The organism is Lactobacillus kullabergensis, assembly GCF_003151025.1.
In the GTDB taxonomy this organism is placed as follows: domain Bacteria; phylum Bacillota; class Bacilli; order Lactobacillales; family Lactobacillaceae; genus Lactobacillus; species Lactobacillus kullabergensis.
In genome coordinates, this window is record NZ_CP029477.1 from 1182597 (window position 1) to 1196153 (window position 13557).

Consider the following 13557-nt stretch of genomic DNA (forward strand, 5'->3'; position numbering starts at 1 on the left):
CAAGCGGTCATTTCAGTATTTCACCATTTGTATGGCACCGAAATACTGATTGCTCTTGATGTTTTTTATACATATGCATAAAGGCATACGTTAAAATAATACTAGATTATTGTTTAAGATGCAAGGTTAAAAGTTAACTTTATGTTCTCTTAAAAATCTTTCCTTCCATAATCTGTTATGGTGCTTAAACCAATATTCCCTTTTAAGCGCCAACTTCTTATCTTTAAACTCTTCGTGGTAAAGCAGTTTAACCGGTCTGCGGGACTTTGTATACTTGGCACCTTTGCCGCTATTATGTGCTTTTAGTCGTTTGGATAAATCATCAGTAAAGCCACCATAGAAGCTATTATCTTTGCATAAGAGTACATAAAAATAATATCTCCTACTCTTTTGCCTTTTTGCTCTATCCGATTCCGTTTCTCTGATTATACGCTGAATTTGAGGAAGATAATTACCGTTTTTATCATGTACCTCAATGGCATCCCTTAATACCAGACCATCGCTACCGGTATGCTTAACTGCTTCAATAATTATTAAATTGCAGTTTTCTCCTCGATGAGAAACATATGGCTGTACAAACTTAATACTCAAATCATGTTTAAGACAAAAATAGGCAATTTCATTTAAACGCTCTGGTCGATGAACCATAAATAATTTGCCTTTCATTTTAAGCAATGCACTGGCTACAAAAATTATTTCTTCCAAATTAATTAAGATTTCATGTCGGGCAATAGCCTTTGCTGGATCAGGATTTACCTTATGATTTTGTGCAACTTTAAAGTAAGGTGGATTCACGACAATCACATCATAGGAATCTTTTCGTAAAAAAACTGGAGCATCTTTGACATTTTTTTGAAAAACCTGGATACGATTTTCCATATTATTTAACGCAATAGAACGTTCAGCTTGTGAAGCCACTTCTTCCTGTATTTCAACCGCATCATATTTGGCACGGTTAAAATAAGCCATATACATTGTTGCTGCACAATTGCCAGCACATAAATCCGCCACTTTGGAATTATCTTTAATTGAATCTTTTGCAGTTGCTGCTAAAAGCAGAGTATCTAATGAAAAGCTGAAAGATGATTTGTTTTGGATTATTTTTAAATCATCATTGTACATATAATCAATGCGTTCATTTTTCAATAATTTTTCCATAAAAATTTGTCCTCTCTCGCAGCTTTGTTATAATATTTTACATCAATTGGAGGAAATTATGTTTTATCATTTTATTCGTCCGGTAGCTCGCTTTATAGTTTGGCTATTAAACGGACATTTACACGTTAATCATAAGGAAAGAATTCCCGCAGGGAACTATATCTTGGCAGCACCACATAGAACTTGGTGGGAACCGATTTTATTTGCCTTAGCGGCAAGTCCAAAAGAGTTCATGTTTATGGCTAAAATAGAATTGTTTAAAAATCCATTACTACGGTTCATCTTAAAACACGCTCATGCATTTCCTGTAGATCGTAAACATCCTGGACCTTCAGCCTTAAAAACTCCCATTAATGGATTGAGAAAAGGTAATTATTCCTTAATTATTTTTCCCTCAGGTACCAGGCATTCATCTGAAATGAAAGGCGGCACAATTGCCATTGCCAAATTATCAAACAAGCCTATAGTACCAGTGGTCTATCAGGGTCCACTAACTTTCACTGGTTTATTAAAACGCCAACCCTTAGAAGTTTGTTTCGGGGAGCCATTTATGATTGACCGTAAAATAAAACTCACTCACGAAAACGAAGCTATGTTAGACAATAAGCTTAAAAAAGCCTGGGATAAAGTTGACTACGAACAAAACCCCAATTTTCATTATCAACCTAAATAAAAAATTACTCTTTAAACATTAGCTCAATGAACAAGTGTTAAAATAAAAATGTAAAAAAGTTAGATGGAGGATTTCAAAATTGTTAGAAAAAAGTTTTTATAGAGCTATGTTAAGCAAGTCCTTTCCTTTCCCTGTCAAAGTAACATACTGGGATGGCAAAAGTGAAGTATACGGAAACGGTACTCCAAATATAGAGATAATTTTTAACGAGAAAATTCCGACTAGTGCTATCTCAAAAAATGCTTCTCTTGCTTTAGGCGAAGCATATATGGATAAAAGAATCGAAATCAAGGGCAGTTTGCAAAAACTAATTTGCGGAGCTTATGAAAGTGCCGGAAGTTTCATGCGGTCCAGTAAATTTCGTAAATTTTTACCAAAAGAAAAACACACTGAAGCACAAAGCGAAAAAGATGTTCAAAGTCACTATGATCTCGGTAACGACTTTTATAAATTATGGCTTGACCCTACTTTAACATATTCGTGTGCATATTTTGAAAATGAAAATGATGACCTTGAAACAGCACAATTGAATAAAATCCATCATATTTTAAATAAATTACATCCTGAAAAAGGAAAGACATTACTTGATATTGGATGTGGCTGGGGTACTCTAATGTTGGTTGCTGCCAAAGAATATGGCTTAAAAGTAACTGGTGTAACTCTGAGTGAAGAGCAGTATAAACTTGTGCAAAAGAAAATATACGACCAAAACTTGCAAGATATTGCAGAAGTTAAGTTAGAAGACTACCGCGAGTTGGGAAATGAACAATGGGATTACATTACCTCTGTAGGAATGTTTGAACACGTCGGTAAAGAAAATTTAGGTCAATACTTTGCCGATGTTTCAAAATATTTAAAGAAAGATGGCGTAGCTCTCATTCATGGCATCACACGTCAACAAGGCGGTGCCAAGAACGCTTGGATTAACAAGTACATTTTCCCAGGTGGTTATGTACCGGGGTTAAGTGAAAATATCAGTCATATTGTCGAAAACAACATGCAAATTACGGATTTGGAAATGCTTAGAAGACATTACCAAAGAACATTGGAAATTTGGGATAAAAATTTTAATGCTAAACGGGATCAAATTCAAAAGAATATGGGTGAGCGTTTTACTCGAATGTGGGATTTATACCTGCAAGCTTGCGCTGCTTCTTTTGAATCTGGCAACATCGATGTTGTACAATATCTGATTACTAAAGGACCTTCAGGTAAAAACTTACCAATGACTAGAAGGTACATGATAAATAAGTAGTATTAATAATTTAATCTACACAAAAAAGCTGACAAATATACTTTGTCAGCTTTTTTTGTTATTAAACGCACATATACACTATGAATTAGGATACGAATTAAGGTTCAAAAATCTTCCCTGGGTTAACAATATAATTAGGATCGAATAACTTTTTAACCTTGCGTAGTAAGTCAGTATATTCTTTACCATAAAAGTCTTCATAGTAATTTGCTCTAGCGTAACCAATACCATGTTCACCAGACATATTTCCATCAAGTGATTTAGCAGTCTTGTATAATTCAGAAATTACTTTATCACTTGTTTTTGCATATTCTTCATCAGTCATATCGTCTGAGCAAAGGTAAATATGCAGGTTGCCGTCTCCAGCATGACCAAAGTTTGGAATTCTAATGTTCAATTCCTTCTCTAGCTCTTCAATTCGGTCTAAAACTACAGGAATGTGGTTGATTGGAACACAGACATCAATTTCATCCATCTTTGGTGTTGAGTTTTGAATAGCAAGCAATAACTCTTCACGACATTTCCAAATCTTCTTAGCTTCATCAGAATCAGCACTCAATACAATTGCCTTTTCCGCTTTAAACGGTTTAACAACTTCTAAAGTTTCGTCAAGTTCTGCTTTCCATTCATCTTCCGTAAAGGCGTCAATTCCAATGATAATGAAACCATCACCATGCTTAATCGGAAATTCGTCTTTAGCGTATGTTTCCCAGAGTTTAACAACTTTACGTCCCATAAATTCAACAGTAGTTGGTACAACTCCAGATTTCAGAATAGCTGGTACTGATCTAATAGCGTCATTCAAAGTTGGAAATGGAATAATGGCATTGATAGATTTGTGAGGTCTTGGATATAAACGAATTGTAACTTCAGTTACAACACCCAAAGTTCCTTCTGATCCAATAATTAAATCTTTTAGTGAATAGCCTGAAGACGATTTAACTGCTTTGGAGCCAAATTTATATAATTTTCCGTTAGTCAAAACTACTTTGATCTCACGAATGTGCTCTCTGGTAACGCCATATTTGATAGCTTTGAGTCCACCTGCATTTGTGGAAACATTACCACCAATAGTTGCCCAGTGCATGGCTGGAGCAGGCATATACATGAAAGGCTTATCAGCTAAATATTCGTCCAAGTCTTTCAATCTTAATCCTGCTTGAACAGTCATAGTCAAACTTTCTGGATCATATTCCAAAACCTTGTTCATTTTGATCATGTCAAGTGAAATTCCGCCATCAACAGCAAGGTTAGCTCCCATTAAACCAGTTGAATTTCCCCTTGGAACCAAAGGTATTGAATGATCACTAGCGTATTTAACAACATTCATTACCTCTTCATTGCTTGTTGGTTGAATTACCAAATCTGGCATAGCTTTGACTGTACCAAATTGGTCATGATCCCAGTGCTTAGTTGGTTTAGTAATAAACCTTTCTGGATCTGAAATGAACTTGCTTAGGTTATCCAAGTCAGTTTGATTAATTTTATGATATTCCATTATAATTCCCTTCTTACTAAAATCATAATTTAGCTACTGCTAACATGATAAATTTACTCTTTAATGTAAACGCTGTCAATACTAAATATAAAAAAGCACAAAGTTTTTAGCTTTGTGCTTTTTTTCACTTTTGGCTATTCTGTAAGGTATATAAATTATAATAATAACCTTTTTGTGAAAGAAGTTTCTCGTGATTGCCTCTTTCCACAATTCTGCCATCATTCAATACAATAATTTGATCTGCATCAACAATAGTTGAAAGCCTGTGCGCTATAGCCAAAGTTGTGCGACCCTTGCGCAATCTCTTCAATCCTTGTTGAATCAGCGTTTCAGTTTCAGTATCAACATTTGCAGTGGCCTCATCCAGAACTAATATCCTAGGATCCGTCACCAAAGTACGAGCAAAAGATATTAGTTGCCTTTGGCCTTGACTAAACTCACTTCCGCCTTCACCTACTTTAGCATGGTACTTTCCAGGGAGATTCTCAATAAAGTCATCTGCCTGAACAGTTTCGGCAGCCTTTTTTATTTGCTCATCAGTTATGTCCTTGTTATAAAGGCGAATATTGGAATTAATATCTCCGTAAAACATAAAGGGCTCTTGCAATACCAATCCAAGTTTTTTGCGCAGTTCTGCTTTAGGATATTTTTTGATGTCAACACCATCAATTAACACTTCACCTTTATAAAATTCGTAAAAGCGCATCATTACGTTAATAATCGAACTTTTACCCGAGCCTGTATGTCCGACTATGCCTAAAGTTTCTCCGGGATTAACTGTGAATGAAATATCATGTAAAATTTCGTTTTTACCATCATATGAAAAACTTACGTGCTTAAACTCAATCTTTCCTTGAGTAATTGTTAATCCTGCCTCAGCTTTTTGTTGTGGTTCGTAATCAGTATTATCTAAAATCCGAAAAATTCTTTTGCCTGCTACAATACCATCTTGGAAAAAAGTCATTTGATCCATCATATTGGCAATTGGATTAAAAAACTGTGAAATATATTGTGAAAATGCATAAACCACACCAGCTGGCACAAAGGTTTCCCTTAATGGAAAGCCAAAATACATTAAAGTTAATGCTAATGCAAGTGAATATAGCAAACTAGTTAAAGGTGACAACAAAAAGGAATTAAGATTAATCATATCGAAACGTGTTTTCATTAAGGCAGAGTTTTCACTTTCAAAATGATTAGTCATACGCTCTTCCTGCTTAAATTGCTGGATTAAAGAAACCCCTTCTATTGATTCATTTAAGTTAGTATTAATGCGACTTAGTCGCTCGCGATAACTACGGTAAAGTTTCGAACTTCTTTTAGAATATTGCCAAATAATCACTAAAAGTAAAGGCAAAAAAGCAAGAACTATAAATCCAGCCACTACATTGGTAGAAAACATCGCTACCATAGCCGAAATAATTGAGAAAAATGAAATTACTACACTTGATAATACAGTCAGAAAATTACTCAAAGTCATAGTATCATTTGTTACTCTTGAGACTATTGAACCAGCTGGAGTTTGATCAAAGTAGCGCATTCCTAATGTATGCAACTTTTTATAAAGTTCAGAACGCAAGCCTTCAAGCGATTTTTCTGATCCTAAGGCAAAAAAGTACTCGTAGGTAAATTGCAAAATTCCTTTGACAATGGAACCAAATGCGTACAGAAAACCAGCGAATAAAATTATTTGTGTTGTAACATCAGCTTTACTCAAAAAATTATCTAAAAAATACTGTAAACCATATGGCAGCAGAACGTTGATTACACTTACTAAAAAGGCACCTATACCAGCAATAATCATTTCATTTTTAAAATGCATCACAAACCGCAATAAACGTTTAAAAATGCTAAGTTGCTCTTTTACTGGAATTTCTTGCGACCAGACTGATTGAAATGAATTTTCATCATCCATTGGAGTCACCTACCTTGTCTTCTAATTCTTGTCTTTGCCACATATCTGCATACCAACCATTTAATTTTAGCAACTGGTCATGGGTCCCTCGTTCAACAATCCGACCATTTTTTAGTACTAAAATTAAATCAGCATTCATTACTGATGTAAGTCTATGCGTAGCAATTAATGTTGTTTTTCCCTTACGTTCCTTTCTTAGAGAGCGTAAAATAGCCATTTCAGTCCTTGCATCTACTGCTGACAAAGCATCATCTAAAACTAAGATTTGGCTTTGTTTAAGTAGCGCTCTGGCAATAGACATACGTTGCTTTTGTCCTCCGGAAAGTGAAACGCCATTTTCACCCACCAAAGTATTGTAGCCACCTGGCATCTGTAAAATATCATTGTGCAAATCACTTTTCTTTGCTGCAGAAACAATAGCACTTTCATTACTGTCTGCTTTTGAAAAAGCGATATTTTTTTGGATACTGGTTGAAAATAGGTAATTGTCTTGAGGTACATAAGATATTTGGCGTAATAAAACATTAAGTGGGATCTCTCTGATATCATGTCCATTTAACGTAATGTGACCATCATACTTATCAAATTCCCTAAGTAAAAGCTGTATGATAGTAGTTTTACCAGCTCCTACTTTACCCACAAGACCCAGAGTTTGACCTGTTTTTAACGTAAAGTCGATATTATTTAGCACTTGAACTTTCGGTTCATCTGGATATGCAAAATATTTAACATGATAAATAAGATCTCCAGCAATATCTTTGGCAGATAATTTTTGATCAGCATATTTATCCGTGATTTCAGACTTTTCTTCCAGCAGCTTTTCAATCCGGTCGTAACTTGCGCTTCCACGCTCTAAAATATTAAAAAGATATCCGATCGCAAACATAGGCCAGACCATATTGCCGATATATGCTATAAATGAAACTAACTGGCCAATAGTGAGTGCTTTGTTAAAAACGAGCATCCCACCATAAATAATAGTTATGGTATATGTCAAACCAATTAGAAATGTACCTAATGGATCAAACATAGAATCCCATTTAAAAACTTTTTTATTGATTTTAATAGTGTCATCTATCATTTGGTCAAAAGCAGCAGTATCTTCCCTGCCTTGACCAAATGTCTTCAAAACCTTAATACCTGAAACTGATTCCTGAGTTTTATTATTTAACCTGGAAAAAGCTGCTTGAGACTTATCAAATGCATCATGTAGCCTGTCTCCTAATTTCCATGCTCCCCAAGCCAAAAATGGTAACGGCAGCAGAGCCACAAGTGTTAAACGCCAATCAACAAAAGCAATCATGGCTACCATAGTAGACACACTCATTATTAGTGAGTCTACGAGTGTTAACACGCCTTCACCGGCAACTTCCTGAACGGCTGAAACATCATTTGTAGCATGAGCCATCAAATCACCTGTTCTGTGACGTTGGTAAAAAGTGCGATCCATAGCCATGAATTGACGGAATAGTTTCGATCTTAACTGTAGTTCCAGTTCTGCTGCACCACCCCAAATCTGACTACGCCAAAAATAGCGAAAGCCATACAGCAACAGGGCTGCTAAAACAATTGCCAAAATTAGAAGACCATATTCTTGCCAACTAATATGTCCTTCATCTAATTGATCAGCCATTAGACCTAAGATTCTCGGTGGCACCAAGTTCACAACTGAAGTCAGTGCCAAAAATGTAATACCAATTAGGTAACGCTTTTTTTCTTTTTTAAAAAACCAGCCTAATTTAAAAAATATACCCATTATTCACCTAAAAATTCAGTAAAAAAGCGGAGAGTCTATTCTCCGCCACACTATTTCAATCTAGTAAGTTTTTATTTTTGGTGCTTCATCATGTTCATCACTTGGTTTACCTTCTTAGCTGAAGGCTTTTGGCCCATTTGAGACATCATGGCAACAATCATATCTTCACTGATTGGCGGATTATCCTTAAAATATTTTTTCATATATGCTCTGGCACCATAAAAGCCTCCTACAAGTCCTAATATTAATGCTATAACAATCAGAAAAATCGCTAATCCTAAGTTCATAAAATAATCACCTCAATTTGTCCAATAGGTATATCTTACCTAAAAATACAGTAAAATTAAAGATCAAAGTTAATCTTTTCTTAAACCTTTTTTTCTTTGAGCTTTTTTCGCTATTTCAGAAGTAATTTCTTTGCCATTTTTATCAATTATCACTAAATTCTCTACATCTTGTTTAAAGCCTGCTCTGAAGTTCTTAATAAATTCCAGATGTAATTTCTTTCGTTCTATTTCCTCGTCTTCTGTTAGTCCAACAGATTCCTTTTTATGATAAAGTTCATTTATCCGATTTATTAGTTTTTTCTCAAGATCTTCATTCATTTTTAGCACCTCTCTTAAAAAAGTCTACATTATTATTTGTAATAAAAAAAGTTTAAAATTTTCAGAACGCTTGTTTGTACTATACCAAATTATCTGCTAGAATTAAAAGTATTAAAGACGTTTATAATACTGGAGATAACTATGACTACAAAACAAAACAACAAGCAGTTGCAAATTTTACGCTATATATATGAAACGGTTGAAGACAGGGGCTTTCCTCCAACTGTGCGTGAAATATGTCATGCTGTAGATTTATCTTCCACTTCTACTGTACACGGTCATTTATCAAGGCTTGAAAACAAGGGCTTAATAATAAAGGATGCTACAAAACCAAGAGCATTAGAAATAACCGATGAAGGAAAAAAAGCAATTGGTGTCCAACCAAAAGAAATTCCAGTTGTTGGTGACGTGACTGCTGGTCAACCTATTTTAGCTGTTGAAGATATAGAAGACTATTTCCCTTTGCCTCCTGATTTAGCAAATGATGCTGGCGATCTCTTTATGTTAAGAGTACATGGAGAAAGTATGATTAATGCTGGAATTTTAAACGGAGATAATGTAATTGTCCGCAAACAATCTTCAGCTATTAACGGTGAAATTGTAGTAGCAATGACAGATGAAAATGAAGCAACTGTAAAACGATTTTACAAGGAAAAAGGTCACTATCGTTTACAGCCTGAAAATGATACGATGGCACCGATTATATTGTCAAGCGTCCACATTTTAGGTAAAGTAGTAGGGCTATACCGCAACACTATTATTTAATATTTAACAAAAGAGCTTTATAGCATTATTGGGATAAACAAAAATTATTTTTTACGAGTTTCAATAATGCTTTTTTTCTGCAAAGTTTCTTTTACTTCTGCCAATACTTTTTTCTGCATTTTTAATTTGTTTATTTTTGCAGATATAACGGCGATTTTATCCGTAATTAACTTTAAGTTTTGTGTACGTTGCTTTTCAGTACTACACGACTCATCGTGTAGTTTTTTATGTCCTTTATTTCTTGAAGCGAAAATCCTAAGTCTTGGAACTCTTTAATTGCTTCAAAAATATCAGTTTCGTTTTCAGTAAACCAATAGTTTCTTCCCTTACGACCAGGATTTAATAAGTTTAAATAGATATAATGTCTAACTGTATCAGGTGTAGTATTTTCCTTTTGAATAAATTCTTTCAAATACATAATTATCTCCTTGACATAGCGTCGACCCCAAATGCTTAAATTTTAGCAGGAGGTATAAAAATGTCATATCTAACAATCTGTTTAACTATTATATATGGTGTTCTCATGATTAGCGCCAGCTTTTCATCTTTTACTAGTTTGCCAATTTGGCTAATCATGATCAACGTCTTGTCCGCATTAGGCATTATTGCCGGAAGTTTTCTAAAAAAACCACTTTTAACTACTATATTTCTAGTAGCAGTTTTACTTACCGCTCTAGCAAATGGTATTTTTCTTTACGGACAGATCACTTGGTCTCACTGGCTTATTAGACTAATTTTGACTATTATTTTGATTTGCTTGAACTTTAAGTATTTTTAGATATTTATCTAGCAAAATTCCTGTTAGCAGTCAAGCGTAACGTCTCAAAATACTGTCATAATGGCAAGAAATTGACTTTCCACAACTAATGCTTTAAATCAATTCACAATCTTTATATTGAAATTATACTTAAAAATGCTGTTTCTAAAGCCTTTATGTTATTTGTTTGTGAATAATAACGCTGTTTCACTTAGGTTCCACAGCAGTAATTTTTCACAAACTTGGTTAAATTTTACTAATGATATTGGCAGCTAAATTAATTGCTGCTTCATGAGCATCCCTACCCCAGCCTCTGTCATCATGATTTTCTAAATCTTTAAGTGAATCGGCTGTAAATAATATTTGTGCAAAATCTGCCTCTCTGAATTGTGCACACGCAGCCATTGCTGCACATTCCATCTCTACACAAGAGGCTCCCAACTCTTTAGCCTGCTTTACTTTCTTGACAGTTTCCCTAAAGAAGCCATCAGTTGTCCAGGTAGTTACTTCTTCAACCTTAAGACCTTCTTCTTTCAGCAATTTTTTGGTCTTAGTTAAAAACTCTGACTTTAAGTCAATATACGTCCCTGGTTTCATATAATGAAAGGATGTGCCCTCGTCTCTAATAGCTTTTGTAGGCACTAGAAAATAGTTCTCTGGTAAATCAACTAAGCAGCCTGCTGATCCGATTGCTAAAATTTGTTTAACACCATAGCTTATTAACCAATCTAATAGCTCTACAGCAGCTGCAGCACCTATCTTTGCCTGACAAAAAGTAATTTTTTGTCCGTCTAAATCAACCTCATAAATTGGAGTTTCTCCTTCGAAGCAGTCAAAGAATCCAAGCTTTTTATGAGGATAACGAGCCAAAAAATCACTGATTACAGCAGGAGTTAAGAATGCAAACAGCAGCTTGGGCTGAAAATGAAAGTTATTAATTTCTTGTTCGTGATCTGGCTCTAAAACAGCCCTCGGATCAGGATCAAAAGTTAACAAAAATGGGTCTTTCATAATTCTCCTCCTCAATAAAAATATATTGCTAAAGATTTTAACATAAACAAAAAAGAGAATCATACCTTTTGGAAATGATTCTCTTTCACTTAAGCGTGAATTAACGACGCTTTTCTGCAATTCTAGCAGATTTGCCGTGACGATCACGTAAGTAGTAAAGTTTAGCACGACGTACACGACCGTGACGCAATACTTCAACCTTGGCAACACGTGGATCGTTTACTGGAAAAGTACGTTCAACACCAACACCAGATGCCATCTTACGTACAGTATAGCTAGCACCAATTCCAGTGCCCTTACGCTTAATAACAACGCCTTCAAACATCTGAATACGTTCATGTGAACCTTCGACAACACGCACGTGTACACGAACTGTGTCACCTGCACGGAAGTCAGGAATATCGTCACGTAATTGTTCTTTGGTTAATTCTTGAATTAATGGATCCATTTTTATTTTCTCCTTCTCCGGCATTCATTCACGTCATTCACGTCAGCGGAACACCCCTAACTATTAGTGCAAAATAAATTTACACCTCAGTTATACTAGCAAAATTAACAGCTAAAATCAAGTTTGATCTTTTTCCTGCTTTATTTCCGTTAACATTCTCTTTTCTTCTTTACTTAAATTATAATTTTCAAGTAAATCCGGTCTGTACAAGTAGGTTGCCCGCAAAGCTTCCTTATGCCGCCACTCATCAATCTTTTGGTGATTTCCAGATGTTAATACTTGTGGTACTTTCTTTCCTTCAAAATCTTCCGGTCTGGTATATTGTGGATATTCCAGCAAACCGTGAGCAAAGCTTTCTTCCAACGGTGAGGCATCATTTCCCAAAATTCCTGGCAGCAGTCTAACAGTAGCATCTATCATACTCATTGTGGGTAATTCCCCACCAGTTAACACGTAATCACCAATTGAAACAGTTTCATCAGCTAAATCATAGATGCGTTGATCAAAGCCTTCATAATGACCACAAATAAAGGTGAGATTTTCTTCATGAGACCAATTTTGGGCCATTTTTTGATTAAAAGTTTTACCCTGTGGCGCAGTAATGATTACTTTGCCCTTATTTTTAAGTGAATCAAGGGCTTTCTTGATCGGCATAACTTGCAAAACCATGCCAGCGCCACCACCATAAGGACTATCATCAACGTGATGGTGTACATCAGTGGTAAAGTCGCGAAAATTTACTAAATTTAGCTGCCATTTATCATCTTCAAGACCTCTTCCAAGCATTGAGGTCGTCAATGGTGTAAACATATCAGGAAAAAGCGTTAATACATTAATCTTCATTACGTAACCCTTCCAAAAGTTCTACGAAAACTTTCTTGTGAGCAATGTCTATTTTTTTGACCACTTCGTCAATATAGGGAATTAAGTATGTGTTACCATTCTCTTCGGTAATTTCCCAAACATCATTTGCTCCTGGAGTTTCGATACCAGTTATTTTACCTAGTTCAGTTCCGGAATGATTATCTATCACTTTACAGCCTAGAATATCGCGATAATAATATGCGCCATCTGGAAGTTCATGCTGATTTTGCTCGCTAACAACTAAAGTTTCGCCGACTAATTTCTTAGCACTATTAATATCAGTGATCTCATTAAATTGAACCAGCCAAAACTGTTTAAAAGGCCTGCTGCTTTTAACCGTCAACTTTTTTTGTTGATTAGCTTTTAAGGCCAACTCTTGCTTAGCAGCAAAGCGTTCTTCCGGAAAATCCGTAATTAAAGCAACTTTTACTTCTCCTTTAAGACCATGGGTAGATAATATTCGCGCAACATCATAAAATTGCATAGTTTCTCCTACTCAAAGAAAAAAGCTTGAAGCAGTTAACTTCAAACTTTTAACTAACGATTCACTATTTATTAAATTTTGAATCATGCAGTTTCTTCATTAAGCCTGCACCAGAAAGTAGTGAACGCACAGTATCTGAAGGTTGAGCACCCTTTTGCAACCATTCAAAAATTTTATCTTCGTCTAATTTCAATTCCTTAGGAACTGAAACTGGATTATAGTAACCGACTTCTTCAATAAAACGACCATCGCGTGGCATTCTGGAATCAGCTACAACGATTCTATAAAATGGCTTTCTCTTAGCACCCATGCGGCGCATACGAATTTTTACTGACATAAATTTATTCCTCCTAAAAGTTACGTTAAAT

General features: G+C 35.2%; 16 protein-coding genes. 4 read left to right on the forward strand and 12 right to left on the reverse strand.

The window, feature by feature from the left end; all coding sequences use genetic code 11:
- Positions 1–126: 126 nt before the first annotated feature.
- Positions 127–1158 carry a GIY-YIG nuclease family protein gene (locus DKL58_RS05575; RefSeq protein ID WP_109586410.1) on the reverse strand — a complete coding sequence of 344 codons (1032 nt, stop codon included), beginning with the start codon at positions 1156–1158 and terminating at the stop codon, positions 127–129.
- Positions 1159–1216: 58 nt separating this feature from the next.
- Between DKL58_RS05575 and DKL58_RS05580 the strand changes: the two genes are divergently transcribed.
- Complete coding sequence (locus DKL58_RS05580) at positions 1217–1831, forward strand: lysophospholipid acyltransferase family protein (RefSeq protein ID WP_109586411.1); 615 nt, start codon at positions 1217–1219, stop codon at positions 1829–1831.
- Between the two features lie 79 nt (positions 1832–1910).
- Positions 1911–3086, forward strand: coding sequence for an SAM-dependent methyltransferase (locus DKL58_RS05585; protein WP_109586412.1), 1176 nt, complete (start codon positions 1911–1913; stop codon positions 3084–3086).
- Between the two features lie 97 nt (positions 3087–3183).
- Here DKL58_RS05585 and DKL58_RS05590 read toward each other — a convergent pair whose 3' ends face one another.
- From DKL58_RS05590 to DKL58_RS05610, 5 genes are all read right to left on the reverse strand, one after another.
- The gene (locus DKL58_RS05590) at positions 3184–4584 is read right to left on the reverse strand and encodes an FAD-binding oxidoreductase (protein ID WP_034981609.1); all 1401 of its coding nucleotides are present in this window, start codon (positions 4582–4584) and stop codon (positions 3184–3186) included.
- A gap of 124 nt (positions 4585–4708) precedes the next feature.
- Positions 4709–6499, reverse strand: a complete 1791-nt coding sequence (locus tag DKL58_RS05595) for an ABC transporter ATP-binding protein (RefSeq protein WP_109586413.1) — start codon at positions 6497–6499, stop codon at positions 4709–4711.
- A complete protein-coding gene (locus DKL58_RS05600) occupies positions 6492–8255 on the reverse strand; it encodes an ABC transporter ATP-binding protein (protein ID WP_109586414.1) in 1764 nt (587 codons plus the stop codon). The genes DKL58_RS05595 and DKL58_RS05600 overlap by 8 nt, the downstream gene beginning before the upstream one ends.
- 71 nt (positions 8256–8326) lie before the next feature.
- Positions 8327–8542, reverse strand: a complete 216-nt coding sequence (locus DKL58_RS05605) for a YneF family protein (protein ID WP_034981600.1) — start codon at positions 8540–8542, stop codon at positions 8327–8329.
- A gap of 69 nt (positions 8543–8611) precedes the next feature.
- Positions 8612–8860, reverse strand: coding sequence for a DUF896 domain-containing protein (locus tag DKL58_RS05610; RefSeq protein WP_109586415.1), 249 nt, complete (start codon positions 8858–8860; stop codon positions 8612–8614).
- Between the two features lie 141 nt (positions 8861–9001).
- On the opposite strand from DKL58_RS05610, the gene lexA reads away from it, so the two are divergent.
- The gene (lexA, locus tag DKL58_RS05615; RefSeq protein WP_045928230.1) at positions 9002–9625 is read left to right on the forward strand and encodes a transcriptional repressor LexA; all 624 of its coding nucleotides are present in this window, start codon (positions 9002–9004) and stop codon (positions 9623–9625) included.
- Between the two features lie 172 nt (positions 9626–9797).
- Here the strand turns inward: lexA and DKL58_RS05620 are convergent, their stop codons facing one another.
- The gene (locus tag DKL58_RS05620) at positions 9798–10043 is read right to left on the reverse strand and encodes a MerR family transcriptional regulator (protein WP_109586416.1); all 246 of its coding nucleotides are present in this window, start codon (positions 10041–10043) and stop codon (positions 9798–9800) included.
- Positions 10044–10103: 60 nt separating this feature from the next.
- Between DKL58_RS05620 and DKL58_RS05625 the strand changes: the two genes are divergently transcribed.
- On the forward strand, positions 10104–10403 hold the full coding sequence (locus DKL58_RS05625) for a hypothetical protein (RefSeq protein WP_045928232.1): 300 nt from the start codon (positions 10104–10106) through the stop codon (positions 10401–10403).
- A gap of 225 nt (positions 10404–10628) precedes the next feature.
- Here the strand turns inward: DKL58_RS05625 and DKL58_RS05630 are convergent, their stop codons facing one another.
- The 5 genes from DKL58_RS05630 to rpsP form a co-directional block, all read right to left on the reverse strand.
- Positions 10629–11396: a nucleoside phosphorylase gene (locus DKL58_RS05630; RefSeq protein ID WP_109587012.1), complete on the reverse strand. Its 768-nt coding sequence runs from the start codon at positions 11394–11396 to the stop codon at positions 10629–10631.
- Between the two features lie 97 nt (positions 11397–11493).
- Positions 11494–11841, reverse strand: a complete 348-nt coding sequence (rplS, locus tag DKL58_RS05635) for a 50S ribosomal protein L19 (protein WP_034981588.1) — start codon at positions 11839–11841, stop codon at positions 11494–11496.
- Positions 11842–11958: 117 nt separating this feature from the next.
- Positions 11959–12684 (reverse strand): tRNA (guanosine(37)-N1)-methyltransferase TrmD, encoded by a 726-nt coding sequence (gene trmD / locus DKL58_RS05640; protein WP_109586417.1) that lies wholly within the window; start codon positions 12682–12684, stop codon positions 11959–11961.
- Positions 12674–13189 carry a ribosome maturation factor RimM gene (gene rimM / locus DKL58_RS05645; RefSeq protein ID WP_109586418.1) on the reverse strand — a complete coding sequence of 172 codons (516 nt, stop codon included), beginning with the start codon at positions 13187–13189 and terminating at the stop codon, positions 12674–12676. Before rimM ends, trmD begins: the two co-directional genes overlap by 11 nt.
- 64 nt (positions 13190–13253) lie before the next feature.
- Positions 13254–13526 carry a 30S ribosomal protein S16 gene (gene rpsP, locus DKL58_RS05650; RefSeq protein WP_045928236.1) on the reverse strand — a complete coding sequence of 91 codons (273 nt, stop codon included), beginning with the start codon at positions 13524–13526 and terminating at the stop codon, positions 13254–13256.
- Positions 13527–13557: the final 31 nt, after the last annotated feature.

Excerpts from the sequence above, each read along its gene's own strand:
- rpsP (WP_045928236.1), bottom strand. The coding sequence starts at position 13,526 with ATGTCAGTAAAAATTCGTATGCGCCGCATGGGTGCTAAGAGAAAGCCA.
- lexA (WP_045928230.1), top strand. The coding sequence starts at position 9,002 with ATGACTACAAAACAAAACAACAAGCAGTTGCAAATTTTACGCTATATA.
- DKL58_RS05600 (WP_109586414.1), bottom strand. The coding sequence starts at position 8,255 with ATGGGTATATTTTTTAAATTAGGCTGGTTTTTTAAAAAAGAAAAAAAG.
- DKL58_RS05625 (WP_045928232.1), top strand. The coding sequence starts at position 10,104 with ATGTCATATCTAACAATCTGTTTAACTATTATATATGGTGTTCTCATG.
- DKL58_RS05595 (WP_109586413.1), bottom strand. The coding sequence starts at position 6,499 with ATGGATGATGAAAATTCATTTCAATCAGTCTGGTCGCAAGAAATTCCA.
- rplS (WP_034981588.1), bottom strand. The coding sequence starts at position 11,841 with ATGGATCCATTAATTCAAGAATTAACCAAAGAACAATTACGTGACGAT.
- trmD (WP_109586417.1), bottom strand. The coding sequence starts at position 12,684 with ATGAAGATTAATGTATTAACGCTTTTTCCTGATATGTTTACACCATTG.
- DKL58_RS05620 (WP_109586416.1), bottom strand. The coding sequence starts at position 10,043 with ATGTATTTGAAAGAATTTATTCAAAAGGAAAATACTACACCTGATACA.
- rimM (WP_109586418.1), bottom strand. The coding sequence starts at position 13,189 with ATGCAATTTTATGATGTTGCGCGAATATTATCTACCCATGGTCTTAAA.
- DKL58_RS05580 (WP_109586411.1), top strand. The coding sequence starts at position 1,217 with ATGTTTTATCATTTTATTCGTCCGGTAGCTCGCTTTATAGTTTGGCTA.
- DKL58_RS05610 (WP_109586415.1), bottom strand. The coding sequence starts at position 8,860 with ATGAATGAAGATCTTGAGAAAAAACTAATAAATCGGATAAATGAACTT.
- DKL58_RS05605 (WP_034981600.1), bottom strand. The coding sequence starts at position 8,542 with ATGAACTTAGGATTAGCGATTTTTCTGATTGTTATAGCATTAATATTA.
- DKL58_RS05590 (WP_034981609.1), bottom strand. The coding sequence starts at position 4,584 with ATGGAATATCATAAAATTAATCAAACTGACTTGGATAACCTAAGCAAG.
- DKL58_RS05575 (WP_109586410.1), bottom strand. The coding sequence starts at position 1,158 with ATGGAAAAATTATTGAAAAATGAACGCATTGATTATATGTACAATGAT.